24 protein-coding genes are annotated in these 25,719 nt (G+C 65.5%); 12 read left to right on the forward strand and 12 right to left on the reverse strand.

Going from position 1 to position 25,719, the window contains the following annotated elements:
• Nucleotides 1-25: 25 nt before the first annotated feature.
• From CAG31_RS05845 to CAG31_RS05865, 5 genes are all read right to left on the reverse strand, one after another.
• Nucleotides 26-667, reverse strand: a complete 642-nt coding sequence (locus CAG31_RS05845) for a transcriptional regulator (RefSeq protein ID WP_085578800.1) — start codon at nt 665-667, stop codon at nt 26-28.
• Between the two features lie 93 nt (nt 668-760).
• On the reverse strand, nt 761-1,888 hold the full coding sequence (locus tag CAG31_RS05850) for an FAD-binding oxidoreductase (protein WP_085578802.1): 1,128 nt from the start codon (nt 1,886-1,888) through the stop codon (nt 761-763).
• Nucleotides 1,889-1,998: 110 nt separating this feature from the next.
• The gene (locus CAG31_RS05855) at nt 1,999-2,943 is read right to left on the reverse strand and encodes an ornithine cyclodeaminase family protein (protein ID WP_085578804.1); all 945 of its coding nucleotides are present in this window, start codon (nt 2,941-2,943) and stop codon (nt 1,999-2,001) included.
• Nucleotides 2,944-3,067: 124 nt separating this feature from the next.
• Nucleotides 3,068-4,519, reverse strand: coding sequence for an ATP-dependent RNA helicase RhlB (rhlB, locus tag CAG31_RS05860; RefSeq protein ID WP_085578900.1), 1,452 nt, complete (start codon nt 4,517-4,519; stop codon nt 3,068-3,070).
• 136 nt (nt 4,520-4,655) lie between these two features.
• The gene (locus CAG31_RS05865; protein ID WP_085578806.1) at nt 4,656-5,312 is read right to left on the reverse strand and encodes an alpha/beta hydrolase; all 657 of its coding nucleotides are present in this window, start codon (nt 5,310-5,312) and stop codon (nt 4,656-4,658) included.
• Nucleotides 5,313-5,781: 469 nt separating this feature from the next.
• Between CAG31_RS05865 and CAG31_RS05870 the strand changes: the two genes are divergently transcribed.
• The 9 genes from CAG31_RS05870 to CAG31_RS05910 all read left to right on the forward strand — a co-directional run bounded on the left by CAG31_RS05870 (nt 5,782) and on the right by CAG31_RS05910 (nt 14,306).
• Nucleotides 5,782-6,813, forward strand: coding sequence for an amino acid ABC transporter substrate-binding protein (locus CAG31_RS05870; protein ID WP_085578808.1), 1,032 nt, complete (start codon nt 5,782-5,784; stop codon nt 6,811-6,813).
• Between the two features lie 66 nt (nt 6,814-6,879).
• Entirely contained in the window at nt 6,880-8,061 is a 1,182-nt protein-coding gene (locus CAG31_RS05875; RefSeq protein ID WP_085578810.1) for an amino acid ABC transporter permease, read from the forward strand.
• Between the two features lie 10 nt (nt 8,062-8,071).
• On the forward strand, nt 8,072-9,169 hold the full coding sequence (locus CAG31_RS05880; protein WP_085578812.1) for an amino acid ABC transporter permease: 1,098 nt from the start codon (nt 8,072-8,074) through the stop codon (nt 9,167-9,169).
• A gap of 13 nt (nt 9,170-9,182) precedes the next feature.
• Nucleotides 9,183-9,947, forward strand: a complete 765-nt coding sequence (locus tag CAG31_RS05885; RefSeq protein ID WP_085578814.1) for an amino acid ABC transporter ATP-binding protein — start codon at nt 9,183-9,185, stop codon at nt 9,945-9,947.
• A gap of 323 nt (nt 9,948-10,270) precedes the next feature.
• Nucleotides 10,271-10,930 carry a FadR/GntR family transcriptional regulator gene (locus CAG31_RS05890; RefSeq protein WP_085578816.1) on the forward strand — a complete coding sequence of 220 codons (660 nt, stop codon included), beginning with the start codon at nt 10,271-10,273 and terminating at the stop codon, nt 10,928-10,930.
• Nucleotides 10,920-12,224, forward strand: a complete 1,305-nt coding sequence (locus CAG31_RS05895; protein WP_085578818.1) for a CynX/NimT family MFS transporter — start codon at nt 10,920-10,922, stop codon at nt 12,222-12,224. The genes CAG31_RS05890 and CAG31_RS05895 overlap by 11 nt, the downstream gene beginning before the upstream one ends.
• 248 nt (nt 12,225-12,472) lie before the next feature.
• Entirely contained in the window at nt 12,473-12,943 is a 471-nt protein-coding gene (locus tag CAG31_RS05900) for a nuclear transport factor 2 family protein (protein ID WP_085578820.1), read from the forward strand.
• Between the two features lie 40 nt (nt 12,944-12,983).
• Nucleotides 12,984-13,286, forward strand: coding sequence for a GIY-YIG nuclease family protein (locus tag CAG31_RS05905; protein WP_085578822.1), 303 nt, complete (start codon nt 12,984-12,986; stop codon nt 13,284-13,286).
• An 84-nt stretch (nt 13,287-13,370) separates the two neighbouring features.
• Nucleotides 13,371-14,306 (forward strand): glutathione S-transferase family protein, encoded by a 936-nt coding sequence (locus CAG31_RS05910; RefSeq protein ID WP_085578824.1) that lies wholly within the window; start codon nt 13,371-13,373, stop codon nt 14,304-14,306.
• 87 nt (nt 14,307-14,393) lie between these two features.
• On the opposite strand, the gene CAG31_RS05915 is transcribed toward CAG31_RS05910, so the two are convergent.
• Both CAG31_RS05915 and yejK read right to left on the reverse strand, forming a co-directional pair.
• Entirely contained in the window at nt 14,394-14,744 is a 351-nt protein-coding gene (locus CAG31_RS05915; RefSeq protein WP_085578826.1) for a glutaredoxin family protein, read from the reverse strand.
• Nucleotides 14,744-15,748, reverse strand: coding sequence for a nucleoid-associated protein YejK (gene yejK / locus CAG31_RS05920; protein WP_085578829.1), 1,005 nt, complete (start codon nt 15,746-15,748; stop codon nt 14,744-14,746). The genes CAG31_RS05915 and yejK overlap by 1 nt, the downstream gene beginning before the upstream one ends.
• 396 nt (nt 15,749-16,144) lie before the next feature.
• Here yejK and CAG31_RS05925 point away from each other — a divergent pair, with 396 nt between their 5' ends.
• Nucleotides 16,145-16,426: an HU family DNA-binding protein gene (locus CAG31_RS05925; RefSeq protein ID WP_003221909.1), complete on the forward strand. Its 282-nt coding sequence runs from the start codon at nt 16,145-16,147 to the stop codon at nt 16,424-16,426.
• 71 nt (nt 16,427-16,497) lie between these two features.
• Here the strand turns inward: CAG31_RS05925 and rlmF are convergent, their stop codons facing one another.
• From rlmF to CAG31_RS05950, 5 genes are all read right to left on the reverse strand, one after another.
• A complete protein-coding gene (rlmF, locus tag CAG31_RS05930; RefSeq protein WP_085578831.1) occupies nt 16,498-17,529 on the reverse strand; it encodes a 23S rRNA (adenine(1618)-N(6))-methyltransferase RlmF in 1,032 nt (343 codons plus the stop codon).
• A 264-nt stretch (nt 17,530-17,793) separates the two neighbouring features.
• Nucleotides 17,794-20,640: a valine--tRNA ligase gene (locus CAG31_RS05935; RefSeq protein WP_085578833.1), complete on the reverse strand. Its 2,847-nt coding sequence runs from the start codon at nt 20,638-20,640 to the stop codon at nt 17,794-17,796.
• Nucleotides 20,641-20,834: 194 nt separating this feature from the next.
• Nucleotides 20,835-21,245, reverse strand: a complete 411-nt coding sequence (locus CAG31_RS05940) for a DNA polymerase III subunit chi (protein WP_085578835.1) — start codon at nt 21,243-21,245, stop codon at nt 20,835-20,837.
• A gap of 8 nt (nt 21,246-21,253) precedes the next feature.
• Nucleotides 21,254-21,682: a DNA polymerase III subunit chi gene (locus tag CAG31_RS05945; protein WP_085578837.1), complete on the reverse strand. Its 429-nt coding sequence runs from the start codon at nt 21,680-21,682 to the stop codon at nt 21,254-21,256.
• A 60-nt stretch (nt 21,683-21,742) separates the two neighbouring features.
• Nucleotides 21,743-23,233, reverse strand: coding sequence for a leucyl aminopeptidase (locus tag CAG31_RS05950; RefSeq protein WP_085578839.1), 1,491 nt, complete (start codon nt 23,231-23,233; stop codon nt 21,743-21,745).
• 310 nt (nt 23,234-23,543) lie between these two features.
• Between CAG31_RS05950 and lptF the strand changes: the two genes are divergently transcribed.
• The gene (lptF, locus tag CAG31_RS05955; RefSeq protein ID WP_085578841.1) at nt 23,544-24,665 is read left to right on the forward strand and encodes an LPS export ABC transporter permease LptF; all 1,122 of its coding nucleotides are present in this window, start codon (nt 23,544-23,546) and stop codon (nt 24,663-24,665) included.
• Entirely contained in the window at nt 24,658-25,719 is a 1,062-nt protein-coding gene (gene lptG, locus CAG31_RS05960) for an LPS export ABC transporter permease LptG (RefSeq protein WP_085578843.1), read from the forward strand. Before lptF ends, lptG begins: the two co-directional genes overlap by 8 nt.

Here is a 25,719-nt window from a genome sequence, read left to right on the forward strand (position 1 = left end):
GAGGCGGCACAGCCGCCGCAGGTCTTCAGCCCTTCAGTTCCTTCAGGTGCTTGTACACCGTCGCCCGCCCCATGTTCAGCACATTGGCCACGTAGTTCGAGGCGCTCTTGCCCTTGAACGCGCCTTCGGCGTGCAGGGCCAGCACCAGCTCGCGCTTGTGGTCGCGGGTCAGCACGTTCAGGCTCAGTTGCCGCTCGCGCAGCCAGCTGTGCAGGAAAGTGTTGATCCGCTCCTGCCAGTCGTCGCGAAACAGCGAGTCCGGCTGCGGGATCAGCTTGCTCGGCGACAGGAACAGGTCCAGCGCCGCCTTGGCGTTCTCGAACAGGGAAATGTTCAGGTTGATGCACAGCACCGCCAGCGGCTGGCCCTGGCCGTCCCGCAGCACCGTGCTCAGGCTGCGGATCTTCTGGCCGTCCCAGTTGAGCTTCTCGTACGGGCCGATGTTCCGCTCGCCGGCGTCGTCGCCGAGCATGTCCTCCAGCGCCGAATCGTCGCCGATGTCCCGCTTCGACAGGTTGTTGGCGATGTAGTCGACCTTCTGCGTGCGCAGGTCGTGCAGCACCACTTCGGCGTGGGGGAAGAACAGCGTGGCGATGGCGTCGGCGATGGCGCGGTAGTTGTCCATCGCGGCGTCGTTCGGCACAGGTGAAGGTTCGGGGGCGGTCATGTCAGTGGAGCTCCAGGCAACGTCAACGCCCCCGTGGGCAGGGGGCGCTGCGAGTGTGCCGCAATCCGTCGGGCGCGTCATCCGCACGGCCGGTCAGGCGAGGCGGGCGGGGGACAGCATGGCGGCGGTCAGGCCGAACCGGCCCAGTTGCTCAGGCAACGGCAGGCCGCGCACCAGCGCCGCGCTGGCCTGGCCCATGGCCGGCGAGGTCTGGATGCCGTAGCCGCCCTGGGCCGCGACCCAGAACAACCCCGGCACCTGCGGGTCGAAACCGGCCAGCAGGTCGCCGTCGGCCACGAAGCTGCGCAGGCCGGCCCAGGTGCGGGTCGGGCGGCGGATGGTCAGGGTGGTGGCTTCCTCGATCTGGTAGATGCCCATGGCGATGTCCAGCTCTTCGGGCTGCACGTCGTGGGGTTCGACGGGGTCGGCGTTGGCCGGCGAGCCGAGGAACATGCCGGCGTCGGGCTTCATGTAGAACGACTCGTCGAGGCTGACCAGCATCGGCCAGTGGTGGATGTCCACGCCTTCGGGGCCGGCGAAGATGAACGCGGCCCGGCGTTTGGGCTGCAGGCCCAGCGGCGCGGCGCCGGCCAGAGCGCCGATCTTGTCGGCCCAGGCCCCGGCGGCGTTGATCACCACGGGGGCGCTGAAGGTTTCGCCTTGGGTCTGCACCTGCCACAGGCCGTCGGCGCCACGGGTGAGGCCCAGCACCTCGCAGTCTGTGTGCACCTGGCCGTTGTTGCGGCGGATGCCGCGCAGGTAGCCCTGGTGCAGGGCGTCGGTGTCGATGTCGCTGGCGGTGGGGTCGTAGAGCGCGCCGTGGACTTTCTCCCGGCGCAGGATCGGCAGCCGCGTGCAGGCCTCGTCGGCGCTGAGCAGTTGCATCTGCGGCACCGTGGCCTTGGCGCTGAGGTATTGGTTGTTCAGTTCGGCGGGGTCGCCGGTGAAGTCCACGGTCATTTCGCCGCGCGGGGTCAGCAGCGGATGCTCGCAGAAGCCGCTTGGCGGGGTGTCGAAGAAGTCACGGCTGGCCAGGGTCAGCGCCCGCACCTGCGGAGTGCCATAGGCGGCGGTGAACAGGGCGGCGGAGCGGCCGGTGGAGTGATAGGCCGGATGCGACTCACGCTCCAGCACGACCACCTTGGCGTGGGGCGACAGCCAGAAACCGGTGGACGCGCCGGCGATGCCGCCGCCGATGATGATGAAGTCTGCCTGGCTCATGAAAGTCTCCAGTATTGACGCAATTATTGAAGGATGCCGAGAGCCCTGTGGGAGCCAGCCTGCTGGCGATGGTGGCGCAACCGCCGCATCGAAGCACAGGGATTGCGGTGTCAGGGATGCAGGCGATAAATCGCATTGGCCACGGCGATGTCCTCCAGCCCCAGGCCGATGGAGCGGAAGAACACGTGGCGCCCATAGTCGGGACGCTGCGCCTGGCCGCTGAGCAGGTCGGCCAGGTCGCCGACGATCCGGGTGCGGTCCCAGCCGTGCCGTTCGGCGGCGATCAGCATTTCGCCCGCCGAACCCGGTGTGGTCTGGCGATAGTCGCAGAACACCTGCATGTCGTTGAGGCTGTGCGGCGGCACCTCGTGGGCGCGGGGCGCGTTGGTGCTGATCGAGGTGATCAGCGCCGGCTTGCTCAGGCTGGCCGGATCGATCACAGGTCCTGCAGACGAGGTGCAGAGCAGGATCACGTCGGCCCCGGCGACGGCGGCTTCGCGGCTGTCGGCCACGGTCAGGCGCGGTTCCAGGGCCTTGAAGCGGGCGACGGTGTCTGGCTCTTCGGCGAGGCTCGGCGCGTACAGGCTGATGTGCTGCCAGTCGCGCAGCGCCTTGACGTATTCCAGATGCGCCTGGGCCACCTTGCCGCTGCCGATGATCGCCAGGCGCCGGGCGTCCGCCGGGGCCAGGGCGTCGACCGCCACGGCGGTGGTGGCGGCGGTGCGGGCGGTGGTCAGCTCACCGGCGTCGCACAGCAGCAGGGGCTGGCCGGTCTGCATCGACATCAGCAGCGTCCAGGCCGTTACCAGCGGGCCTTGTTCGCGGACGATGTACGGCGAGGTCTTGACCCCGTACACGCCGTCCTCGGCCAATACGCCCAGGTAGTTGATGAAATCCCCCGCGCCCTGGGGAAACTCCACCAGTTGCTGGGCCGGCTGCACCGCCTGCCCGGCGGCGAGGTCGCGGAACAGCTTGCGCATGATCTGCGGCACGTCGAGCCGGGCCAGCAGCGCGCGGGCCTGGGTTTGGTCGATCACATGGGGCGTGCAGGTCATGTCGGGCTCCGGGGATTGTTATTAAACTAATTTGTCCATTATGGACTTTTATATCTTGTCGGCAATCTCCGGGCGAAAAAAAAGGCGCAGTCCGTCGCCGGCTGCGCCTTTCTCATGGGGTCGCTCAGTGCGGCCGCTTGCGCTCGACCGCCCGCAGCAGGTGGGTCGGCGGCATTTCGCAGCTGATCTTGCGGCCCAGCAGCGCCTCGATGGACGGCAACTGGTAGGAGTCGTCCTCGCCGGCGAAGCTGATCGACACGCCGTCGGCGCCGGCCCGGCCGGTGCGGCCGATGCGGTGCACGTAGTCGTCCGGCACTTCCGGCAGGGTGAAGTTGATCACGTGGCTGATGCCGTCGATGTGGATGCCGCGGCCGGCCACGTCGGTGGCCACCAGCACGCGGATCTTGCCTTCGCGAAAGCCTTCCAGTGTCTTGATGCGCTTGTGCTGCGGCACGTCGCCGGACAGCTGGGCGGCGTTGACGCCGTCGCGCACCAGGCGTTCCTCGATGCGCCGCACTTCGTCCTTGCGGTTGGCGAACACCATCACCCGTTCCCAGCCGTTGTCGTTGACCAGGTTGTACAGCAGCTTGTACTTGTCGGCGCTGGCGACGGCATAGATGTGCTGTTCGACGTTGGCGTTGGCCACGTTCTCGGCTTCGATCTCGACGATGGCCGGGTCGGTGGTCCACTGCTTGGCCAGGTTCATCACGTCGTCGGTGAAGGTGGCGGAGAACAGCAGGGTCTGGCGCTCGCTCTTGGGCGGGGTCTGGCGGATGATCTGGCGCACCTGCGGGATGAAGCCCATGTCGAGCATGCGGTCGGCCTCGTCCAGCACCAGCACTTCGACCATGTCCAGGTGCACGTCGCCGCGCTGGTTGAAGTCCAGCAGGCGGCCCGGCGTGGCGACCAGGATGTCGCAGTGGCGCGCCTCGAGCTGCTTGAGCTGCTTGTCGAAGTCCATGCCGCCGACGAAGCTCATCACGTTCAGGCCGGTGTACTTGGTCAGGTCCTGGGCGTCCTTGGCGATCTGCACCACCAGTTCGCGGGTCGGGGCGATGATCAGCGCCCGCGGCTCGCCCATGTAGCGCTCTTTCGGCGGCGGGGTCTGCAGCAGCTGGGTGATGGTCGAGATCAGGAACGCGGCGGTCTTGCCGGTGCCGGTCTGGGCGCGGCCGATGGCGTCCTTGCCGGCGAGGGTGAAACCCAGCACCTGGGCCTGGATCGGCGTGCAGTAAGGGAAGCCCAGGTCCTGGATGGCGTGCATCAGTTCCGGGGCGAGCCTGAAGTCGTGGAAGCGGGTCTTGCCTTCTTGGGGTTCGACGACGAAGTCCTCGAGTTTCCAGGGGATCACCGGCGCCTTGGGCTTGGGTTCGCGGCGGGGCCTGGCCGGTTTAGGCTCAGGGCTTGGGGCCGGTTCGCCGGCCTTGGCCGCAGGGGCCTCAGGTTTCGGTTCGGGTTTGGCGGCCGCGGCGGGAGCGGGGCGGTCGGCCGGGCGGAGGTCGCCGCGGGGGCCGGAGGCGGGCGACGGTGCGCCGGCGGCAGGCGCGAGCTGCTCAGCCTCGCTTTTGCCGAACATTTTCTTGAGTGCTTTGAGCACGGTCGTCTCATCAATTGGTTAAGGAATGTACGCCGGCCAGTGTAATGCAAGAATCGGGCGCGGCGTAGTGGGGCGATCAAAGGGCCGCGGCGTGCGGTCGAAGTCGCGGAATCGATCAGCGCAGGCGTTCGCCCAGCCAGGTGCCGATGTCGCGGATTTCCTCGGGTAACACTTCGTGCTCCATTGGGTATTCCTGCCATGTCACGGTGACACCATGGGCCTTCAGGTACTCGTACGCCGTGCGTCCCATCGCGTTCTGCACCACGTTGTCGAACTGGCCGTGCAGCGCCAGCACGGGCACGCGCTGCTGGCTGGCGGACAGCTCCAGTTCACCGCTGAAGGTCGGTGCGTACGTCGAAAGCGCCAGCACGCCGCCCAACGGTCCCTGCCATTTCAGGAACGCGGTGTGATAGACCACCGCGCCCCCTTGGGAAAACCCGGCGAGGAAGATCCGCGAGGCGTCTATTCCGGAGGCCTTCTGCGATTCGATCAGTTCGATGACATGGTCGGCGGACGCTTCCAGCTGGTCGCGGTCGATGGCCCGGGCCGGGGTCATCGCCTTGATGTCGTACCAGCTGGGCATGGCATATCCGCCATTGATCGTCACGGCGCGGGTGGGCGCCTGGGGCAGGACGAAACGGGTGGTCAGCAGGGTTTCCTGCAGGGCCTCGGCCACCGGCAGGAAGTCGTAGCGGTCGGCGCCCAGGCCGTGCAGCCAGATCACGCAGGCGTCCGCGGTCTTTTCGGGCTGAAGAATCAAGGGCTCGGTCATGGCTGCTCCAATTGGGTGCGGGCGCGCTCATCGGGTGCGTGATCCGTGTGCGCGCCAGGGTTATCCGTTAAGAAGATGTCGCAAGGTTACAAGTTTTGCTATTGACCTGTCGCTCCATCGCCTCAAAGGGCGGTGTGGTACGGGCTTTGCTATGAGCTAGACGTGCAATCGTTCTCGGGCCCGGCGGTAACACTATCAGTGAACGCAAGGGGACGGGGACAGTAAAGAATCCGGTGATGGATGTTCGCCAGAGGCCGCTACGGGCTTAGCGAACGTGAAAGGGCTACAGCCCGTTCGGCCGACTGGTGAGACGTGAGGTTGTCCATTATGTGGATTTTCTCCTACTAGACTCATAGCTAAGGTCCTACGTCGGTTGACCCCACAAAAAGCCAACACGGGTCAACAACGCCTCAAAAGGGTGCGACAAGACTCAAGCTCCGACACAACAAGAGCAAAACTGGAGGTTTGAATGAAGATGTTGAAAACCACTCTGGCGGTCGTGACTGCTGCGACAGTCCTCGGCGTCAGCGGGTTCGCTCAGGCGGGTGCAACCCTGGATGCGGTGCAGAAGAAAGGCTTCGTGCAGTGCGGCGTCAGCGACGGCCTGCCGGGCTTCTCCGTACCGGACTCCACCGGCAAGATCATCGGCATCGACGCCGACGTCTGCCGCGCGGTGGCCGCGGCCGTGTTCGGCGATGCGAACAAGGTCAAGTTCAGCCAGTTGAACGCCAAGGAACGCTTCACTGCGCTGCAGTCTGGCGAAATCGACATCCTGTCGCGCAACACCACCATGACCAGCTCCCGTGACGCGGGCATGGGCCTGAAATTCCCGGGCTTCATCACCTACTACGACGGCGTGGGCTTCCTGGCCAACAACAAGCTGGGCGTGAAGAGCGCCAAGGAACTGGACGGCGCCACCATCTGCATCCAGGCGGGCACCACCACCGAGCTGAACGTGTCCGACTACTTCCGCGCCAACGGCCTGAAGTACACCCCGATCACCTTCGACACCTCCGACGAAAGCGCCAAGTCGCTGGAATCGGGCCGTTGCGACGTGCTGACCTCCGACAAGTCCCAGCTGTTCGCCCAGCGCAGCAAGCTGGCTTCGCCGAAGGACTACGTGGTGCTGCCGGAAACCATCTCCAAGGAGCCTCTGGGCCCGGTCGTGCGCAACGGCGACGACGAGTGGCTGGCGATCGTGCGTTGGGTCGGCTATGCGCTGCTCAACACCGAAGAGGCCGGCGTCACTTCGAAAAACGTGCTGGAAGAAGCCAAGTCCACCAAGAACCCGGACGTCGCCCGCCTGCTGGGTGCCGACGGCGAGTACGGCAAGGACCTGAAGCTGCCTAAGGATTGGGTCGTCAAGATCGTTTCCCAGGTCGGCAACTACGGTGAGATCTTCGAGAAAAACCTCGGCAAGAGCACCCCGCTGGAAATCGACCGTGGCCTGAATGCGCTGTGGAACGCCGGCGGCATTCAGTACGCACCACCGGTGCGCTAATGGTTCTGTCACCCGGCGGGCCAACCGCCGGGTGACGTTCTGTTTCAGTTTTTTCCGGGGCACTTCATGCAAAATTCAATCGGCGCACCAAAGCAGAGGCTCAGCCTCAGCGATCCACGAGTGCGTGCGTGGCTGTTTCAGATCATCACCGTAGTGGCGGTGGTCTCGATGGGCTGGTACCTGTTCGACAACACCCAGACCAACCTTCAACACCGGGGCATCACCTCCGGTTTCGACTTTCTCGAGCGCAGCGCCGGTTTCGGCATCGCTCAGCACCTGATCTCCTACACCGAAGCGGACAGTTACGCACGGGTGTTCGTGATCGGCCTGCTCAACACCCTGCTGGTGACCTTCATCGGCGTGATCCTGGCGACGCTGCTGGGCTTCATCATCGGTGTGGCGCGGCTGTCGCCGAACTGGATCATCAGCAAACTGGCGACCGTGTATGTGGAAACCTTCCGCAACATCCCGCCGCTGCTGCAGATCCTGTTCTGGTACTTCGCGGTGTTCCTGACCATGCCGGGGCCGCGCAACAGCCACAACTTCGGCGACACCTTCTTCGTCAGCAGCCGGGGCCTGAACATGCCGGCGGCGCAGATCGCCGACGGCTTCTGGCCGTTCGCGGTCAGCATCGTGGTGGCCATCGTCGCCATCGTGTTCATGAGCCGCTGGGCCACCAAGCGCTTCGAGGAAACCGGCGAGCCGTTCCACAAGTTCTGGGTCGGCCTGGCCCTGTTCCTGGTGATCCCTGCGCTGTGCACGCTGGTCTTCGGCGCTCCGCTGCACTGGGAGATGCCGCAGCTCAAGGGCTTCAACTTCGTCGGCGGCTGGGTGCTGATCCCTGAACTGCTGGCGCTGACCCTGGCCCTGACCGTGTACACCGCGGCGTTCATCGCCGAGATCGTGCGCTCGGGGATCAAGTCGGTCAGCCACGGCCAGACCGAAGCGGCCCGTTCGCTGGGCCTGCGCAACGGCCCGACCCTGCGCAAGGTGATCATTCCCCAGGCGCTGCGGGTGATCATCCCGCCGCTGACCAGCCAATACCTGAACCTGGCGAAGAACTCGTCCCTGGCGGCCGGCATCGGCTACCCGGAAATGGTTTCGCTGTTCGCCGGCACCGTCCTCAACCAGACCGGCCAGGCCATCGAGGTGATCGCCATCACCATGAGCGTGTACCTGGCGATCAGCATCAGCATTTCCCTGCTGATGAACTGGTACAACAAGCGCATTGCGCTGATCGAGCGGTAAGGAAAAGCGCATGAGCACTCATACCTTCAAACCTGACATGCCCCCGCCGAGCAGCAGCATCGGCGTGGTGGCGTGGATGCGCGCCAACATGTTCTCCAGCTGGCTCAACACCCTGCTGACCCTGTTCGCGTTCTACCTGATCTACCTCGTGGTGCCGCCGCTGATCAACTGGGCGATCCTGGACGCCAACTGGGTCGGCACCACCCGCGCCGACTGCACCAAGGAAGGCGCCTGCTGGGTGTTCATCCAGCAGCGCTTCGGCCAGTTCATGTACGGCTACTACCCGGCCGAGCTGCGCTGGCGCGTGGACCTGACCGTGTGGCTGGCGGTCATCGGCGTGGCGCCGCTGTTCATCTCGCGCTTCCCGCGCAAGGCGATCTACGGCCTGAGCTTCCTGGTCGTCTACCCGATCATCGCCTGGTGCCTGCTGCACGGCGGCGTGTTCGGCCTGACCACCGTCGCCACCAGCCAGTGGGGCGGCCTGATGCTGACCCTGGTGATCGCCACCGTCGGCATCGCCGGCGCGCTGCCGCTGGGGATCCTCCTGGCGCTGGGCCGGCGTTCCAACTTGCCGGCGATCCGTGTGGTCTGCGTGACCTTCATCGAGTTCTGGCGCGGCGTGCCGCTGATCACGGTGCTGTTCATGTCCTCGGTGATGCTGCCGCTGTTCCTGCCCGAAGGCATGAACTTCGACAAGCTGCTGCGGGCGCTGATCGGCGTGATCCTGTTCCAGTCGGCCTACGTGGCCGAGGTGGTGCGGGGCGGCCTGCAGGCGATCCCTAAGGGCCAGTACGAAGCCGCGGCCGCGATGGGCCTGGGCTACTGGCGCGCGATGGGCCTGGTGATCCTGCCGCAGGCCCTGAAGCTGGTGATCCCCGGCATCGTCAACACCTTCATCGCTTTGTTCAAGGACACCAGCCTTGTGATCATCATCGGCCTCTTCGACCTGCTCAACAGCGTCAAGCAGGCCGCCGCCGATCCGAAATGGCTGGGCATGGCCACCGAAGGCTACGTGTTCGCCGCCCTGGTGTTCTGGATTTTCTGTTTTGGCATGTCGCGCTATTCCATGCATTTGGAACGCAAGCTCGACACCGGCCACAAGCGTTAGGAGTTCTGTGTAAATGAGCGAAGCAATCAAGAAGCCTGCGGGCGCCGAAGGCATCATCCAGATGCAGGGCGTGAACAAGTGGTACGGCCAGTTCCACGTGCTCAAGGACATCAACCTCAACGTGCGGCAGGGCGAGCGCATCGTGCTGTGCGGCCCGTCCGGTTCGGGCAAGTCCACCACCATCCGCTGCCTCAACCGTCTGGAAGAGCACCAGCAGGGCCGCATCGTCGTCGACGGCACGGAACTGACCAACGACCTCAAGCAGATCGAAGCGATCCGCCGCGAAGTCGGCATGGTGTTCCAGCACTTCAACCTGTTCCCGCACCTGACCATCCTGCAGAACTGCACGCTGGCGCCGATGTGGGTGCGCAAGATGCCCAAGCGCAAGGCCGAGGAAATCGCCATGCACTACCTGGAACGCGTGCGCATTCCGGAGCAGGCGAACAAGTACCCGGGGCAGCTGTCCGGCGGCCAGCAGCAGCGTGTAGCGATCGCCCGCGCCCTGTGCATGAAGCCGAAGATCATGCTGTTCGACGAACCGACCTCGGCCCTCGACCCGGAAATGGTCAAGGAAGTGCTCGACACCATGATCGGCCTGGCCGAAGACGGCATGACCATGCTCTGCGTGACCCACGAAATGGGCTTCGCCCGCACCGTGGCCAACCGGGTGATCTTCATGGACAAGGGCGAAATCGTCGAACAGGCCGCGCCGAACGACTTCTTCGACAACCCGCAGAATGACCGCACCAAGCTGTTCCTCAGCCAGATCCTGCACTGATCGACGGCTGGCGGTGAAATGAACCCGGACCTGTTCCGGGTTTATTTTTGCCCGGTGTTTGTGGAAGCCAGCCTGCTGGCGATGGCAGTGGGGCAGGCGCCGGGGTGTCGGATGTACCGGCCTCATCGCGGGCAAGCCCGCTCCCACAGGGAATTGCGGTGCTGGCAGATTCTCTGTTCACCGTAAAAAACTGTGGGAGCCATCCTCCTGGCGATGGCGTCGGTGAGGGCACCACCGGGCTGGATCAAGGGTTGTCCTCTCGGAGACGGTTCATTACCATGTCCGAAAAATTCATCCGATGATTGGATGACAGGGCGAATTCCATGTCAGACACTTCTCCATTGATCAAGCGTTCCCTGGTCGACCAGGCCGTGGATCAATTGCGCCAGCGCATCAACGATGGCGTGTGGACGGTGGGCCAGCGCCTGCCGACCGAACCTGAGCTGTGCGCCGAGCTGGGCATCAGCCGCAACACGGTGCGCGAGGCCATGCGCGTGCTGGCGTTCTCCGGGCTGATCGAGATCCGCCAAGGCGACGGCAGCTACCTGCGGGCGGCGGTCGATCCGCTGGACGCGCTCAAGGCGCTGTCGCGCTGCTCCCTGGATCAGGCCCGGGAAACCCGGCACATCCTGGAAGTCGAGGCCATCGGCCTGGCGGCCCTGCGCCGCACCGACGAAGACCTGACGGCCCTGCGCGAGGCGCTCGGCGTCAGCGGCTGCCACTACCACGGCGACCTGGACACCTACATCGCCTGCGACCTGGTGTTCCACCGCCGTCTGGTGGACGCCGCGCACAACCCCACCCTCAGCGAGCTGTACCGCTATTTCTCCAGCATCGTCGGCGCGCAGCTGCGCCAGACCCTGAACATCGTCCCGCGCCGCCAGGAAGTGTTCGACCTGCACATCGCCTTGCTCGATGCCGTCGAACAGCGCGACCCGGAACGGGCCAAAGCCTTGTCGAGGCAGTTGATCAATGAACCTTGAAACCGAGAAGCCCATGTCCCGCAGCGAGTTGTCCACACCCTCCAAACGCACGGCCGAGCTCGAAGAGCTGCTGATCGACGCCGAAGCCGATGACGCGCAGGTGCAGCAGAGCCATCCGCTGGTGCGTCGTCCGTGGCTGTTGCTGCTGGGGCTGATCCTGGTGGCGCTGAACCTGCGCCCGGCGCTGTCGAGCATGGCGCCGCTGCTGGGCGAGGTGTCGAAAAGCCTCGGCCTGTCAGCGGCCCAGGCCGGGCTGCTGACCACCTTGCCGGTGCTGTGCCTGGGGCTGTTCGCCCCGCTGGCGCCGGTGCTGGCCCGGAGGTTCGGCGCCGAGCGGGTGGTGCTGGGGATCCTGCTGACCCTGGCCTGCGGCATCATCCTGCGGAGCAACTTCGGTGCCGTCGGCCTGTTCACCGGCAGCGTGCTGGGCGGCGCCAGCATCGGCATCATCGGCGTGCTGCTGCCGGGCATCGTCAAGCGCGACTTCGCCAAGCACGCCGGCACCATGACCGGCGTGTACACCATGGCGCTGTGCCTGGGGGCGGCGATGGCGGCGGGCTCGACCGTGCCGCTGAGCCAGCACTTCGGCGACAGCTGGGCGCTGGGGCTGGGCATCTGGGTGGTGCCGGCGCTGGCGGCGGCGCTGTTCTGGCTGCCGCAGGTGGGGCAGAAGCAGGGGGCGCACCACGTCGCCTACCGGGTGCGCGGCCTGCTGCGCGATCCGCTGGCCTGGCAGGTGACCCTCTACATGGGCCTGCAATCGTCGCTGGCCTACATCGTGTTCGGCTGGCTGCCGTCGATCCTGATCGGCCGCGGCCTGACGCCGACCCAGGCCGGCCTGGTGCTGTCCGGTTCGGTGATCATCCAGCTCGCCAGCTCCCTGGCCGCGCCGTGGCTGGCCACCCGCGGCAAGGATCAGCGCCTGGCGATCGTGGTGGTGATGGCGTTGACCCTCGGCGGCCTGTTCGGCTGCCTCTATGCGCCGATCGAAGGCCTGTGGGGCTGGGCGATCCTGCTGGGCCTGGGGCAGGGCGGCACGTTCAGCCTGGCGCTGACGCTGATCGTGCTGCGCTCGCGCGATTCTCACGTGGCGGCCAACCTGTCGAGCATGTCCCAGGGCTTCGGCTACACCCTGGCGTCGATGGGGCCGTTCGCGGTCGGCGTGGTGCATGACTGGACCGGTGGCTGGAACGCGGTGGGCTGGATCTTCGGCATCGTCGGCGCGGGCGCCATCCTCGCCGGCCTCGGTGCCGGGCGGGCGCTGTATGTGCAGGTGCAGAGCGAGAAGGTCTGAACCCTGGGGCCGGCGGCGTCTTCACGGACACCATCGCCGGCAGGCCGGCTCCCACCGTTCCCGCCGCGCCGCAAGCCCCTGTAGGAGCGAGCCTGCTCGCGATGACGGGGGGCAGGCTGGCGGCTTCATCGCCAGCAGGCTCGCTCCTGCAGGTGTTTTGCCAGTATTCGGCGTGCGAATGCCGATAGTGTTTCGACCGTTTGCGGATTATCGTGCTGGCATTGTGTCCTTAAGCATGGAGTTTGCCCGTGAGTGAAGCCAACAGCGCCGTGATCACCCGTTTCTACCAGGCCTTCCAGCGCCTCGACGCCGAGGCCATGGCCGCCTGCTACACCGACGACGTGGTGTTCAGCGATCCGGCCTTCGGCGAACTGCGCGGGCGCGACGCCGGCGACATGTGGCGCATGCTCACCACCCGCGCCAAGGATTTCTCCCTGACCTTCGACAACGTCCGCGCCGACGAGCGCAGCGGCGGCGCCCACTGGGTGGCGACCTACCTGTTCAGCCAGACCGGCAACACGGTGGTCAACGACATCCAGGCGCGTTTCGTGTTCCGCGACGGCAAGATCTGCGAGCACCACGACCGTTTCGACCTGTGGCGCTGGTCGCGCCAGGCCTTGGGCTTCAAGGGCCTGCTGCTGGGCTGGACGCCGCTGGTGGCCAACGCCGTGCGCGCGCAGGCGCTCAAAGGGCTGAAGGCATTCCAGGCCGGCCGCTGATAAGATCGCGGGCTGTTTCCCACACGCCTGCGACCGCCCCGTGACCACCTTGAGCGAAAACCCTGTCGACACCGATGCGCCTGCGGCCAAGGCCTGGTTCGTCTACCTCGTCCGCGCGGCCAACGGTTCGCTGTACTGCGGGATCAGCGACGATCCCGTGCGCCGCTTCGCCAAGCACCAGAGCGGCAAGGGCGCGCGGTTCTTCCTGTCCAGCCCGGCGATGGCGCTGGTCTACACCGAACGCTGCCGGGACAAGGGCGATGCGCTGCGCCAGGAGCGGCTGATCAAGAAACTCAGGAAAAGCGCCAAGGAATACCTGGTGGCGTCTTATCAATCTGACTGATCGGTTCCCGTCGCCCGCATCCGTAGGCTGCCATCCAAATGCAGGCTAAGCTGCGGATTCACCTACTGTGCGGCGGAGCCGAGCATGTCCGAGTTGATCCTTCACCATTACCCCGCGTCCCCATTCGCCGAAAAGGCCCGGCTGCTCTTGGGTTTCAAGGGATTGTCCTGGCGTTCGGTGCACATCTCGCCGGTGATGCCCAAGCCGGACCTGACCGCGCTCACCGGCGGCTACCGCAAGACGCCGGTGCTGCAGGTCGGTGCGGACATCTATTGCGACACCGCCCTGATCGCCCGGCGCCTGGAGCAGGAAAAGGCCTTGCCGGCGTTTTTCCCCGAGGGGCAGGAAATGGTCGTCGCCGGGTTCGCCGCGTGGGCCGATTCGGTGGTGTTTCCGCATGCGGTCAGCCTGGTGTTCCAGCCGGAGTCGGTGGCGGCGCGCTTCGGCAAGTTGCCGCCGGAGGCGATCAAGGCGTTCATGGCCGACCGGGCCGGGCTGTTCAGCGGCGGCAGCGCGACGAGGCTGCCTGCCGAGCAGGCCAAGCATCAGTGGCCGACCCTCATGGCGCGCCTGGAGCAGCAATTGCAGCGCGAGCAGGGCGACTTCCTGTTCGGCGAACCGTCGGTAGCGGACTTCGCCCTGGCGCATCCGCTGTGGTTCCTCAAGGCTACGCATGTGACGGCGCCGCTGGTGGACGCCTATCCGGCTGTGGCCGCATGGTTGGGGCGGGTGCTGGGCTTCGGTCACGGCGCGGCGAGCGAGATGAGCGCCGACGAGGCGCTGGAGGTCGCGCGCAATGCGACGCCGGCTGCGTTGCCGGATGAGGCGTTCGCCGATCCGAACGGATTCGTGGCCGGACAGCGGGTGGCGATTGCCGCGACGGATTACGGGGTGGATCCGGTGGAAGGGGAGTTGGTGTTCGCCGGCCTCGAAGAACTGATCCTGCGCCGCGAAGACGCACGGGCCGGGGTGGTGCATGTGCACTTTCCGCGGTTGGGGTTCCGCATCGAGGCCCGCTGAGGTTCCCGGTGCGGGAGCGGCTGCCTTGACCGCCCTGAGGCGCCTCGGCTGACGTCATCGCCAGCAGGCTGGCTCCCACCTGTCTGTCTACTTCAGGGCGGCGAGGATTTCGTCCGGGTCGAAGCCGCGGATCAGCGTGCCGTTGACGTCGATCAGCGGAATCCCGCGCCCGCCCAAGGCTTCATAGGCCTTGCGCGCCTCGGCGTCCTTCTCGATGTCGAACTCCGTGAACGCAATGCCCTTGCCGTCGAGAAAACGTTTGGTCTGCTTGCAGTAGCCGCACCAGTCGGTGGAATAGAGCACGACCCGGGCGTTGGCGCGAACCTGCTCCGGGAGCATCTGCGACGGGTTGAACACCCGCTCGATCTTGCCCCAGTTCTGGTAGGCCACGACCACCAGCAGCACCAGCAGGACTTTCTTCAGCACATTGCCGAGCATCAGTTGCGCCGCTTCAACTGATCGGTGAGCGAGGTCGGCAGGCCCTTGATCACCAGGGTGCCCGCTTCTTCGTCGTACTCGATCTTGGAGCCCAGCAGGTGCGCCTCGAAGCTGATCGACAGGCCTTCGGCGCGGCCGGTGAAGCGGCGGAACTGGTTGAGGGTGCGCTTGTCCGCCGGGATCTCCGGCGACAGGCCGTAGTCCTTGTTGCGGATGTGGTCGTAGAACGCCTTCGGACGGTCTTCGTCGATCAGCTCCGAGAGTTCCTCAAGGCCCACCGGCTCGCCGAGCTTGGCCTGGCTGCTGGCGTAGTCCACCAGGGCCTTGGTCTTCTCGCGGGCGGAGTCTTCGGGCAGGTCTTCGCTTTCGACGAAGTCGCTGAAGGCCTTGAGCAGGGTGCGGGTCTCGCCCGGGCCGTCGACGCCTTCCTGGCAGCCGATGAAGTCGCGGAAGTATTCCGACACCTTCTTGCCGTTCTTGCCCTTGATGAACGAGATGTACTGCTTGGACTGCTTGTTGTTTTGCCACTCGGAGACGTTGATCCGCGCCGCCAGGTGCAATTGGCCCAGGTCGAGGTGGCGCGAGGGGGTCACGTCCAGCTCGTCGGTCACCGCCACGCCTTCGCTGTGGTGCAGCAGGGCGATGGCCAGGTAGTCGGTCATGCCTTGCTGGTAGTGGGCGAACAGCACGTGGCCGCCCACCGACAGGTTGGATTCTTCCATCAGCTTCTGCAGGTGCTCCACCGCCACCCGGCTGAATGCGGTGAAGTCCTGGCCGCCGTCGAGGTACTCCTTCAGCCAGCCGCTGAACGGAAACGCCCCGGACTCCGGATGGAACAGACCCCAGGCCTTGCCTTGCTTGGCGTTGTAGCTTTCGTTGAGGTCGGCGAGCATGTTCTCGATGGCCGCGGACTCCGCCAGTTCGGAGTCGCGGGCATGCAGGACCGCGGGGGTGCCGTCGGGTTTTTTGTCGATCAGGTGGACGATGCAGTGACGGATCGGCATGGGCTTCTCGGCTGTTGGAGGGGAGGCGGGCGGGCGCCCCCGAAAAAGCGCCCAGTGTACCCCAACCGCCGCTTTTGGCGCGGGGTGCAGGGTAAATCCGGGCCATCGGACGGCCCTTATGCATTTTTTTACCGATTTAGCGCAATAAACCTGACCATTTGGCTAGCTAGAGGCGGATATTTCCTTGTCTCTGTGCTAGTTTTGCCCGGTCTTTCGCGAAGTCACCGCGACAAGCATGCATTCAGCTTTTGTCAGGTCGAACCAAACCTTGATTTCGGCATCTATAACCCCGACTCGTCGTGGTTATCGCCGAGGGTGCCGGATCCAGAAGATCGGGCTCGATGGCTGACACTGCACTCTGCAATCCATATGAATTTGATAGGGAAGGAACACCAAATGGCTCTTACTAAAGACCAACTGATCGCCGACATCGCCGAAGCTATCGACGCGCCGAAAACCACCGCGCGCAACGCTCTGGACCAGCTGGGCCAAATCGTTGCCGATCAGCTGGAAAACGGCGGCGAAATCACCTTGCCAGGCATCGGCAAGCTGAAAGTGACCGAGCGTCCTGCCCGTACCGGCCGTAACCCGTCGACTGGCGCAGCCATCGAAATCCCTGCCAAGAAAGTGATCAAGCTGGTTGTGGCCAAAGGCCTGACCGACGCTGTGAACAAGTAAGACGCAGCGATAAAAAAAACCGTGCGCCGGAGCGATCCGGGCACGGTTTTTTTGTGGGCGGCGCAAAAGCGCTAGTGCGCCGGGGCCTGGCTCCAGCGCGCCCGGCGCCAGGCCTGATGCTGCTCATGGGTCAGGAACGTCCAGGCGACGAAGCGGCTCTGCTTCTGCCCCTGGCCCATTTCCACCACCCGGCTTTGCAGGGCGCCGGCCTTGTTCAGCGCCGCTTGCACCGCCGGCAGGTTCGACGCCTTCGACACCAGCGTGCTGAACCACAGGACCTGCTGCGCCACCTGGGCGCTCTCGCTGATCAGTTGGGTGACGAAACGCGCCTCGCCGCCCTCGCACCACAGTTCCGCCGCCTGGCCGCCGAAGTTCAGCACCGGCAGTTTGCGCTTCGGATCGGCCTTGCCCAGCGCCCGCCATTTGCGCGAGCTGCCGCGGGTGGCTTCCTCGATGGAGGCGTGGAAGGGCGGGTTGCACATCGTCAGCTCGAAGCGTTCGTCGGCCGCCAGCAGGCCCGCCAGGATGTGCTTCGGGTTGGCCTGCGGGCGGACCTGGATCGCCTTGGCCAGGCCATTGGCCTGGATGATCGCCCGGGCAGCGCCGAGGGCGGTGGCGTTGATGTCCGAGCCGGTGAAGTGCCAGCGATAGTCGCTGTGGCCGATCAGCGGATAAATGCAGTTGGCGCCCACGCCCACGTCCAGCACCTTCACCGAGGCGCCGCGGGGGATCGTGCCGTCATTGCCTTCGGCCAGCAGGTCGGCGAGGAAATGCACGTAGTCGGCGCGCCCCGGCACCGGCGGGCAGAGGAAATCGGCGGGAATGTCCCAATGGGCGATGCCGTAGAACGACTTGAGCAGCGCCCGGTTGAACACCCGCACCGCGTCGGGGCTGGCGAAGTCGATGCTTTCCTTGCCGTACGGGTTGATGATCACGAACTTCGCCAGCTCCGGCGTGCTCTTGATCAGCGCCGGAAAGTCGTAGCGGCCCTGGTGGCGGTTGCGCGGGTGCAGGCTGGCCTTTTCCTTGGGCGCGCCGTTGGCGGCCGGTGGCTTGGCTTCAGGCTTCTTGCGCGCTGGCTTGGGTGGACGTGGAGCGGTCATGGGCGAAATCGATTCGGATAAGGCTGAAAGTGGTGGGCATTGTCCCATATCCGGAGGGTGTGAACCCAATCCCGAGGCAACACAAATCCTCTGTGGGAGCGGGCTTGCCCGCGAAGAGGGAGTGTCAGTCACGCAGTTGATGGCTGACACACCGCATTCGCGGGCAAGCCCGCTCCCACAGGGATATTCATTGGCAGTCAGATAACGAGCAGGCGAAAAAAAGGGAGGCCGTTGCGGGCCTCCCTTTTTCGGTGCGGTCTGCCGTTACAGGCTGGCGATCCGCGCGTGCTGCTCGGCCAGCTTGCCCAGGGCCTGTTCGGCCTCGGCCAGCTTGGCGCGTTCCTTCTCGATGACTTCGGCCGGGGCCTTGTCGACGAAACCGGCGTTGGACAGCTTGCCGCCCACGCGCTGGACTTCGCCTTGCAGGCGCAGGATTTCCTTGTCCAGGCGCGCCAGTTCAGCGTCCTTGTCGATCAGGCCGGCCATCGGCACCAGCACTTCCATCTCGCCCACCAGCGCGGTGGCGGACAGCGGCGCCTCTTCGCCTTCGGCCAGCACGGTGATCGATTCCAGGCGCGCCAGCTTCTTGAGCAGCGCTTCGTTCTCGATCAGGCGGCGCCGGTCTTCGGCGCTGACGTTCTTCAGGTAGATCGGCAGCGGCTTGCCCGGGCCGATGTTCATCTCGCCACGGATGTTGCGGGTGCCGAGCATCAGGCCCTTGAGCCATTCGATGTCGTCTTCGGCCGCCGCATCGATGCGCGCTTCGTTGGCCACCGGCCAAGCCTGCAGCATGATGGTCTTGCCCTGGATGCCGGCCAGCGGCGCGATGCGCTGCCAGATCTCTTCAGTGATGAACGGCATGAACGGGTGGGCCAGGCGCAGGGCCACTTCCAGCACGCGCACCAGGGTGCGACGGGTGCCGCGCTGACGCTCGACCGGCGCGTTCTCGTCCCACAGCACAGGCTTGGACAGCTCCAGGTACCAGTCGCAGTACTGGTTCCAGATGAACTCGTACAGCGCTTGCGCCGCGAGGTCGAAACGGAACTGGTCCAGCTGGCGGGTCACTTCGGCTTCGGTGCGCTGCAGCTGCGAGATGATCCAGCGGTCGGCCAGCGACAGTTCGTAGGCTTCGCCGTTCTGGCCGCAGTCTTCGCCCTTGTCCAGCACGTAGCGTGCGGCGTTCCAGATCTTGTTGCAGAAGTTGCGGTAGCCTTCGACGCGGCCCATGTCGAACTTGATGTCGCGGCCGGTGGAGGCCAGCGAGCAGAAGGTGAAGCGCAGGGCGTCGGTGCCGTAGCTGGCGATGCCGTCGGCGAACTCGTCGCGGGTCTGCTTCTCGATCTTCTTGGCGAGCTTGGGCTGCATCATGCCGGAGGTGCGCTTCTGCACCAGGGCTTCGAGCTCGATGCCGTCGATGATGTCCAGAGGATCCAGGACGTTGCCCTTGGACTTGGACATCTTCTGGCCCTGGCCGTCACGCACCAGGCCGTGCACGTACACGGTCTTGAACGGGACCTGCGGCGTGCCGTCCTCGTTCTTGATCAGGTGCATCGTCAGCATGATCATCCGGGCGACCCAGAAGAAGATGATGTCGAAGCCGGTGACCAGCACGTCGGTGGAGTGGAATTTCTTCAGGAACTCGGTCTTCTCCGGCCAGCCCAGGGTGGAGAACGTCCACAGGCCCGAGCTGAACCAGGTGTCCAGCACATCATTGTCCTGCTGCAGCGCGACGTCGGCGCCCAGGTTGTGCTTGGCGCGGACCTCGGCTTCGTCGCGGCCCACGTAGACCTTGCCCGACTCGTCGTACCAGGCCGGGATCCGGTGGCCCCACCACAGCTGACGGCTGATGCACCAGTCCTGGATGTCGCGCATCCACGAGAAGTACATGTTTTCGTACTGCTTGGGCACGAACTGGATGCGGCCGTCTTCCACGGCGGCGATCGCCGGCTCGGCCAGAGGCTTGGTGGAGACGTACCACTGGTCGGTCAGCCACGGCTCGATGACGGTGCCGGAGCGGTCGCCCTTCGGCACTTTCAGGTTGTGGTCGTCGACGCTGACCAGCAGGCCGGCGGCGTCGAACGCGGCGACGATCTGCTTGCGCGCCTCGAAGCGCTCAAGGCCGGCGTATTCGGCCGGGATCTTGCCGTCGACGGTCTCGTTCAGGGTGCCGTCGAGGTTGAACGCCTGGGCTGCCGGCAGCACGTGGGCGTTCTTGTCGAAGATGTTGAGCAGCGGCAGGTTGTGGCGCTTGCCGACTTCGTAGTCGTTGAAGTCGTGGGCCGGGGTGATCTTCACGCAGCCGGTGCCGAACTCGGGGTCGCAGTAGTCGTCGGCGATGATCGGGATGCGGCGGCCGACCAGCGGCAGCTCGACGAACTTGCCGATCAGGGCCTTGTAGCGCTCGTCGTTCGGGTTCACGGCCACGGCGGAGTCGCCGAGCATGGTTTCCGGACGGGTGGTGGCGACGATCAGGAAGTCATTGCCTTCAGCGGTCTTCGCGCCGTCGGCCAGCGGGTATTTCAGGTTCCACAGGAAGCCTTTCTCGTCGTGGTTCTCCACTTCGAGGTCGGAGATCGCCGTGTGCAGCTTGGTGTCCCAGTTGACCAGGCGCTTGCCGCGGTAGATCAGGCCGTCTTCGTGCAGGCGCACGAACGCTTCCTTGACCGCTTCCGAGAGGCCGTCGTCCATGGTGAAGCGCTCGCGGCTCCAGTCCACGGACGAGCCCAGGCGGCGGATCTGCCGGCTGATGTTGCCGCCGGACTGCTCCTTCCATTCCCAGACCTTCTCCAGGAATTTCTCGCGGCCCAGGTCGTGGCGGTTCTGGCCGGTGGCTTCGAGCTGGCGCTCCACCAGCATCTGGGTGGCGATGCCGGCGTGGTCGGTGCCCGGTTGCCACAGGGTGTTGCGGCCCTGCATGCGGCGGAAACGGATCAGGGCGTCCATGATCGCGTTGTTGAAGCCATGACCCATGTGCAGGCTGCCGGTGACGTTCGGCGGCGGGATCATGATGGTGTAGGAGTCGCCCGCGCCTTGCGGGGCGAAGTAGTTCTCGGACTCCCAGGTGTTGTACCAGGAAGTTTCAATGGCGTGCGGCTGGTAGGTCTTATCCATGCGCGGCGGGACCCTATTGGCATTTATTCAGGAAAAGCCGGGAAGTATAGCGGGGCGAGGGGCGCAGGGCGAGCGGGGCCGGGGAGCGGCGGGGCAAAATGTAGGAGCGGGTCTGCCGGCGATGCTGGCACCGAGGTTTTCGGGAAGCCCGAGGCGATGCTATCGCCAGCAGGCTGGCTCCCACAGGGTGGCGGTCATTCGTACTGGTTGAGCAGCCGTTCCATCCGCGCCTCGAGGCGGCGCTTGATTTCGGTTTCGATGTGCGGGGCGAAGTCGTCGATCACGTCCTGCATGATCAGCTGCGCGGCGGCGCGCAGTTCGCTGTCCAGGTGCAGCAGGGCGTCCGGCCCCTTGGCGGCGGGGGCGGCCGGAGCAGCGGGCGCTGGGGTTGGCGCCGGAGCCGGCGTTGGAGCGGGTGGCGGCTCGATGGCTTCAGGCGCAGGGGCCACGGCCTCGAACAGCATCGGAATCTGTTCCTGTGCGCTTTCGGTGACCGTCTCGGTCAGCAGCGGCGGCTGCAGGTTGTCGTCGCCGAGCAACTGACGGATCGACTCCAGGTCGTCCAGCAGGTGCGCAGGCTTTTGCAGCGGTTTTGGAGTGTCCATCGGCGTACTCAGAGTCGCTGTAAACGGTGGTCTTGCAGAGGATAGCCCTGTTCGCGGTAGAAGCGGAAACTCTCCCGCGCGGCCTGGCGGATCGCCGGATCCTCCACCACCACTTCCGCCACGCGGGCGAAGCGGGCGGCGAAGGCCGGGACTTTCAGGTCCAGGTTGACGAGCAAGTCCTGGTGTTGGCCGCAGTCGTCGCCCAGCCCCAGCACGATCGCGCCGTCCGGTTCGCTGTCGGCGGGGCCGTGGGGCACGAAGGTTTCGCCCTTGAACGCCCAGAGGCGCGCGTCGAGGTCATCGCGCTGGGCGGCATCGCTGCAATGCAGGTAAATGCGGTGGCCCATGCGCCAGGCCTTTTCGGTGAGCTTGCAGGCGAAGTCCAGGCGGGCCGAGGGATCGGCGCTGGGCAGGATATAGAAGTCGACTTTGGTCATTGCGGTTCCTGAGCGCAGGGCGGCGTCCCGGTGCTGGGACGCCGCTTTGCGTCATCGGTTTCAGGCCTTGGCGCGGTCCAGCAGGTACTGGGTCAGCAGAGGCACCGGACGGCCGGTGGCGCCCTTGTCCTTGCCGCCGCTGGTCCAGGCGGTGCCGGCAATGTCCAGGTGCGCCCAGTTCAGGTTCTTGGTGAAGCGCGACAGGAAGCACGCGGCGGTGATGGTGCCGGCCTTCGGCCCGCCGATGTTGGCGATGTCGGCGAACGGGCTGTCCAACTGCTCCTGGTACTCGTCGAACAGCGGCAGTTGCCAGGCGCGGTCGTCGGCGGCCTGGCCGGCGCTCAGCAGTTGCCCGATCAACTCGTCGTTGTTGCCCAAGAGGCCCGAGGTGTGGGCGCCGAGGGCGACCACGCAGGCGCCGGTCAGGGTGGCGATGTCGATCACCGCCTGCGGCTTGAAGCGCTCGGCGTAGGTGAGGGCGTCGCACAGCACCAGGCGGCCTTCGGCGTCGGTGTTGAGGATCTCCACGGTCTGGCCGCTCATGGTGGTGACGATGTCGCCCGGACGCGAGGCGGTGCCGCTCGGCATGTTCTCGGCGCAGGCCAGGATGCACACCAGGTTGATCGGCAGCTTGAGCTCAAGCACGGCGCGCAGGGTGCCGAACACGCTGGCGGCGCCGCCCATGTCGAACTTCATCTCGTCCATGCCGGCGCCCGGCTTCAGGCTGATGCCGCCGGTGTCGAAGGTGATGCCCTTGCCCACCAGCGCATACGGCTTCTCGGACTTCTTGCCGCCGTTGTACTGCATGACGATCAGGCGCGGCGGCTGGGCGCTGCCCTGGCCGACGGCGTAGAACGAGCCCATGCCCAGCGCCTTGATCTTCTTCTCGTCGAGGACTTCGACTTTCAGGTCCTTGAACTCCTTGCCCAGGCTCTTGGCCTGTTCGCCCATGTACACCGGGTGGCAGACGTTCGGCGGCAGGTTGCCCAGGGTGCGGGTGAACGCCATGCCGTTGGCGATCGCGGTGGCGTGGGTCACGGCGCGCTGCACTTCGGCCTGGGCGGCCTTGATGGTCAGCAGGGTGATTTTCTTGAGTGCGCGCGGCTCGGCCTTCTGGCTCTTGAACTGGTCGAAGGTGTAGCCGCCGTCGATCAGGGTCTCGGCCAGCAGGCGGGTCTTGCCGTAGCTGTCACGGCCCTTGACGATGATTTCGTCCAGCGCCAGCGCGGCGTCGCTGCCGCCCAGGCCCTTGAGGGTGTTGAGGATGCCGGCGACGGTCTTGCGGAACGGGCGGTCGCCCAGTTCTTCGTCCTTGCCCACGCCCACCAGCAGCACGCGCTCGGCCTTCAGGTTCGGCAGGCTGTGCAGCAGCAGGCTCTGGCCGACCTTGCCGGCCAGGTCGCCGCGCTTGAGGACGGCGCTGATGGCGCCGCCGCTCAGTTCGTCGACCTGCCGGGCGGCGACGCCGAGTTTGCGGCCTTCGCCGACGGCAACCACCAGGGTGGCGGTTTTCAACGTTTCCGGGCTAACGCTTTTTACAACCAGTTCCATGTCTGGATCCCTGAATGAATGGTCAACATGCAGGCGTCCGGCGATGTCCGCAGCCGCCTGCCTTTCGGATAGAAAGGGCGCAGGCCTGTGCCTGCGGCGAAGGCGGCAGTTTGAACCTCGCTCCCTTCGCCTGACAACCCTCGGCGGACGCAATCTTCAACCGATTGCGCGCTTGCGTGAGTGCGCGCAGTGACAGGCGCGCCCAATCACAGGATAATGCCGCATCTTTTTTCGGCGGCTCTGCCTGGCGGGCCGCCCGATACGTTCGCTTGTTCGGCCGCCTTAGCCTGACAACCCTGGAGTGTCTGGTTTGATCGTCTTCCGTTATCTGTCCCGCGAAGTCCTGTTGACCCTGAGTGCGGTGAGCGCCGTGCTGCTGGTCATCATCATGAGCGGGCGCTTCATCAAATACCTTGCCCAGGCCGCCGCCGGCCAGCTCGATCCGGGATCGCTGTTCCTGATCATGGGCTTCCGCCTGCCGGGCTTTTTGCAGCTGATCCTGCCGCTGGGCCTGTTCCTGGGGATCCTGCTGGCCTACGGCCGGCTGTACCTGGAAAGCGAAATGACCGTGCTGTCGGCCACCGGCATGAGCCAGCAGCGCCTGCTGCGCATGACCCTGTTCCCGGCGACGCTGGTGGCGCTGGTGGTCGCATGGCTGAGCCTGAGCCTGGCTCCCCAGGGCGCCAACCAGTTCCAGCTGCTGCTGAACAAGCAGGACGCCCTGACCGAGTTCGACACCCTTGAGCCGGGCCGCTTCCAGGCGCTGCGCGACGGCACCCGGGTGACCTACACCGAAACCCTGAGCGACGACCGGGTCAACCTCGGCAGCGTGTTCATCTCGCAGAAGAACCTCGGCGCCAACCAGAAGGACCGCGGGATTTCCGTGCTGGTGGCCGAAAAGGGCCGTCAGGAAATCCGCCCGGACGGCAACCGCTACCTGATCCTCGACAACGGCTACCGCTACGACGGCAGCCCGGGCCAGGCCGACTACCGCGCCATCCACTACGAAACCTACGGCGTGCTGCTGCCCAAGCCCGACGTCAGCGAAGAGGTCACCGACCGTGACGCGATGCCGACCTCGAGCCTGCTGGGCAGCGACGACATCCGTTCGCGCACCGAACTGCAATGGCGCCTGTCGCTGCCGCTGCTGGTGTTCATCGTCACCCTGATGGCGGTGCCGCTGTCGCGGGTCAACCCGCGTCAAGGGCGTTTCCTCAAGCTGCTGCCGGCGATCCTCCTTTATATGGCTTACCTGACCATCCTGATCGCCGCCCGCGGCGCCCTCGAAAAAGGCAAGATCCCGCCGGCCCTCGGCCTGTGGTGGGTGCATGCCATCTTCCTGATCATCGGCCTCGGCCTGCTGTACTGGGAGCCGCTGCGCCTGAAGCTGGCCAGCCGCCGCGCCGCTGCGCTGGAGGTGGCCCGTGGTTAAGCTCGACCGCTACATCGGCAGCAGCGTGTTCATCGCGATCATCGCGGTGCTGGCGATCATCCTCGGCCTGGCCACCCTGTTCGCGTTCATCGATGAGATGAGCGACGTCACCGACACCTACACCTTGGTCGACGTGCTCAGCTTCGTGCTGCTGACCGCACCGCGCCGGCTCTACGACATGCTGCCGATGGCGGCGCTGATCGGCTGCCTGATCGGTCTGGGCAGCCTGGCCAGCAGCAGCGAGCTGACCGTGATGCGGGCGGCGGGCGTGTCCATCGGGCGCATCGTCTGGGCGGTCATGAAGCCGATGCTGGTGCTGATGCTGGCCGGCGTGCTGATCGGCGAGTACGTCGCGCCGGCCACCGAAAGCATGGCCCAGGCCAACCGTTCCCTGGCCCAGGGCAGCGGCGACGCGCAGAGCGCCAAGCACGGCATGTGGCACCGTCAGGGGGATGAGTTCATCCACATCAACGCCGTGCAGCCGAACGGTCTGCTGTATGGCGTGACGCGCTACCACTTCGACAAGGAGCGCCACCTGCTCAGCTCCAGCTTCGCCAAGCGTGCGGATTTCGACGGCGACCACTGGCAGCTCACCGACGTGACCACCACGCTGTTCCACGAGCGCAGCACCGAAGTCGTCAACACGCCGACCGAACGCTGGGACGTGTCCCTGAGCCCGCAACTGCTGAGCACCGTGGTCATGGCGCCGGAATCGCTGTCGATCTCCGGCCTGTGGGGCTACATCCACTACCTAGCCGAGCAGGGGCTGAGCAACGGCCGTTACTGGCTGGCGTTCTGGGTCAAGGTCTTGCAGCCGCTGGTCACCGCCGCGCTGGTGCTGATGGCGATCTCGTTCATTTTCGGCCCGCTGCGTTCGGTGACCCTCGGTCAGCGGGTGTTCACCGGCGTGCTGGTGGGCTTCACCTTCCGCATCGTGCAGGACCTGCTGGGCCCGTCGAGCCTGGTGTTCGGTTTCTCGCCGCTGTTCGCGGTGCTGGTGCCGGCGGGCGTGTGTGCCCTGGCGGGCGTCTGGCTGCTGCGTCGGGCCGGTTGA

The organism is Pseudomonas sp. R25(2017), assembly GCF_002112565.1.
In the GTDB taxonomy this organism is placed as follows: Bacteria; Pseudomonadota; Gammaproteobacteria; order Pseudomonadales; family Pseudomonadaceae; genus Aquipseudomonas; species Aquipseudomonas ekonensis.

Coding starts and splice junctions, on each gene's coding strand:
- CAG31_RS05845 (WP_085578800.1), bottom strand. CDS start 667: ATGACCGCCCCCGAACCTTCACCTGTGCCGAACGACGCCGCGATGGAC.
- CAG31_RS05850 (WP_085578802.1), bottom strand. CDS start 1,888: ATGAGCCAGGCAGACTTCATCATCATCGGCGGCGGCATCGCCGGCGCG.
- CAG31_RS05855 (WP_085578804.1), bottom strand. CDS start 2,943: ATGACCTGCACGCCCCATGTGATCGACCAAACCCAGGCCCGCGCGCTG.
- rhlB (WP_085578900.1), bottom strand. CDS start 4,519: ATGTTCGGCAAAAGCGAGGCTGAGCAGCTCGCGCCTGCCGCCGGCGCA.
- CAG31_RS05865 (WP_085578806.1), bottom strand. CDS start 5,312: ATGACCGAGCCCTTGATTCTTCAGCCCGAAAAGACCGCGGACGCCTGC.
- CAG31_RS05870 (WP_085578808.1), top strand. CDS start 5,782: ATGAAGATGTTGAAAACCACTCTGGCGGTCGTGACTGCTGCGACAGTC.
- CAG31_RS05875 (WP_085578810.1), top strand. CDS start 6,880: ATGCAAAATTCAATCGGCGCACCAAAGCAGAGGCTCAGCCTCAGCGAT.
- CAG31_RS05880 (WP_085578812.1), top strand. CDS start 8,072: ATGAGCACTCATACCTTCAAACCTGACATGCCCCCGCCGAGCAGCAGC.
- CAG31_RS05885 (WP_085578814.1), top strand. CDS start 9,183: ATGAGCGAAGCAATCAAGAAGCCTGCGGGCGCCGAAGGCATCATCCAG.
- CAG31_RS05890 (WP_085578816.1), top strand. CDS start 10,271: ATGTCAGACACTTCTCCATTGATCAAGCGTTCCCTGGTCGACCAGGCC.
- CAG31_RS05895 (WP_085578818.1), top strand. CDS start 10,920: ATGAACCTTGAAACCGAGAAGCCCATGTCCCGCAGCGAGTTGTCCACA.
- CAG31_RS05910 (WP_085578824.1), top strand. CDS start 13,371: ATGTCCGAGTTGATCCTTCACCATTACCCCGCGTCCCCATTCGCCGAA.
- CAG31_RS05915 (WP_085578826.1), bottom strand. CDS start 14,744: ATGCTCGGCAATGTGCTGAAGAAAGTCCTGCTGGTGCTGCTGGTGGTC.
- yejK (WP_085578829.1), bottom strand. CDS start 15,748: ATGCCGATCCGTCACTGCATCGTCCACCTGATCGACAAAAAACCCGAC.
- CAG31_RS05925 (WP_003221909.1), top strand. CDS start 16,145: ATGGCTCTTACTAAAGACCAACTGATCGCCGACATCGCCGAAGCTATC.
- rlmF (WP_085578831.1), bottom strand. CDS start 17,529: ATGACCGCTCCACGTCCACCCAAGCCAGCGCGCAAGAAGCCTGAAGCC.
- CAG31_RS05935 (WP_085578833.1), bottom strand. CDS start 20,640: ATGGATAAGACCTACCAGCCGCACGCCATTGAAACTTCCTGGTACAAC.
- CAG31_RS05940 (WP_085578835.1), bottom strand. CDS start 21,245: ATGGACACTCCAAAACCGCTGCAAAAGCCTGCGCACCTGCTGGACGAC.
- CAG31_RS05945 (WP_085578837.1), bottom strand. CDS start 21,682: ATGACCAAAGTCGACTTCTATATCCTGCCCAGCGCCGATCCCTCGGCC.
- CAG31_RS05950 (WP_085578839.1), bottom strand. CDS start 23,233: ATGGAACTGGTTGTAAAAAGCGTTAGCCCGGAAACGTTGAAAACCGCC.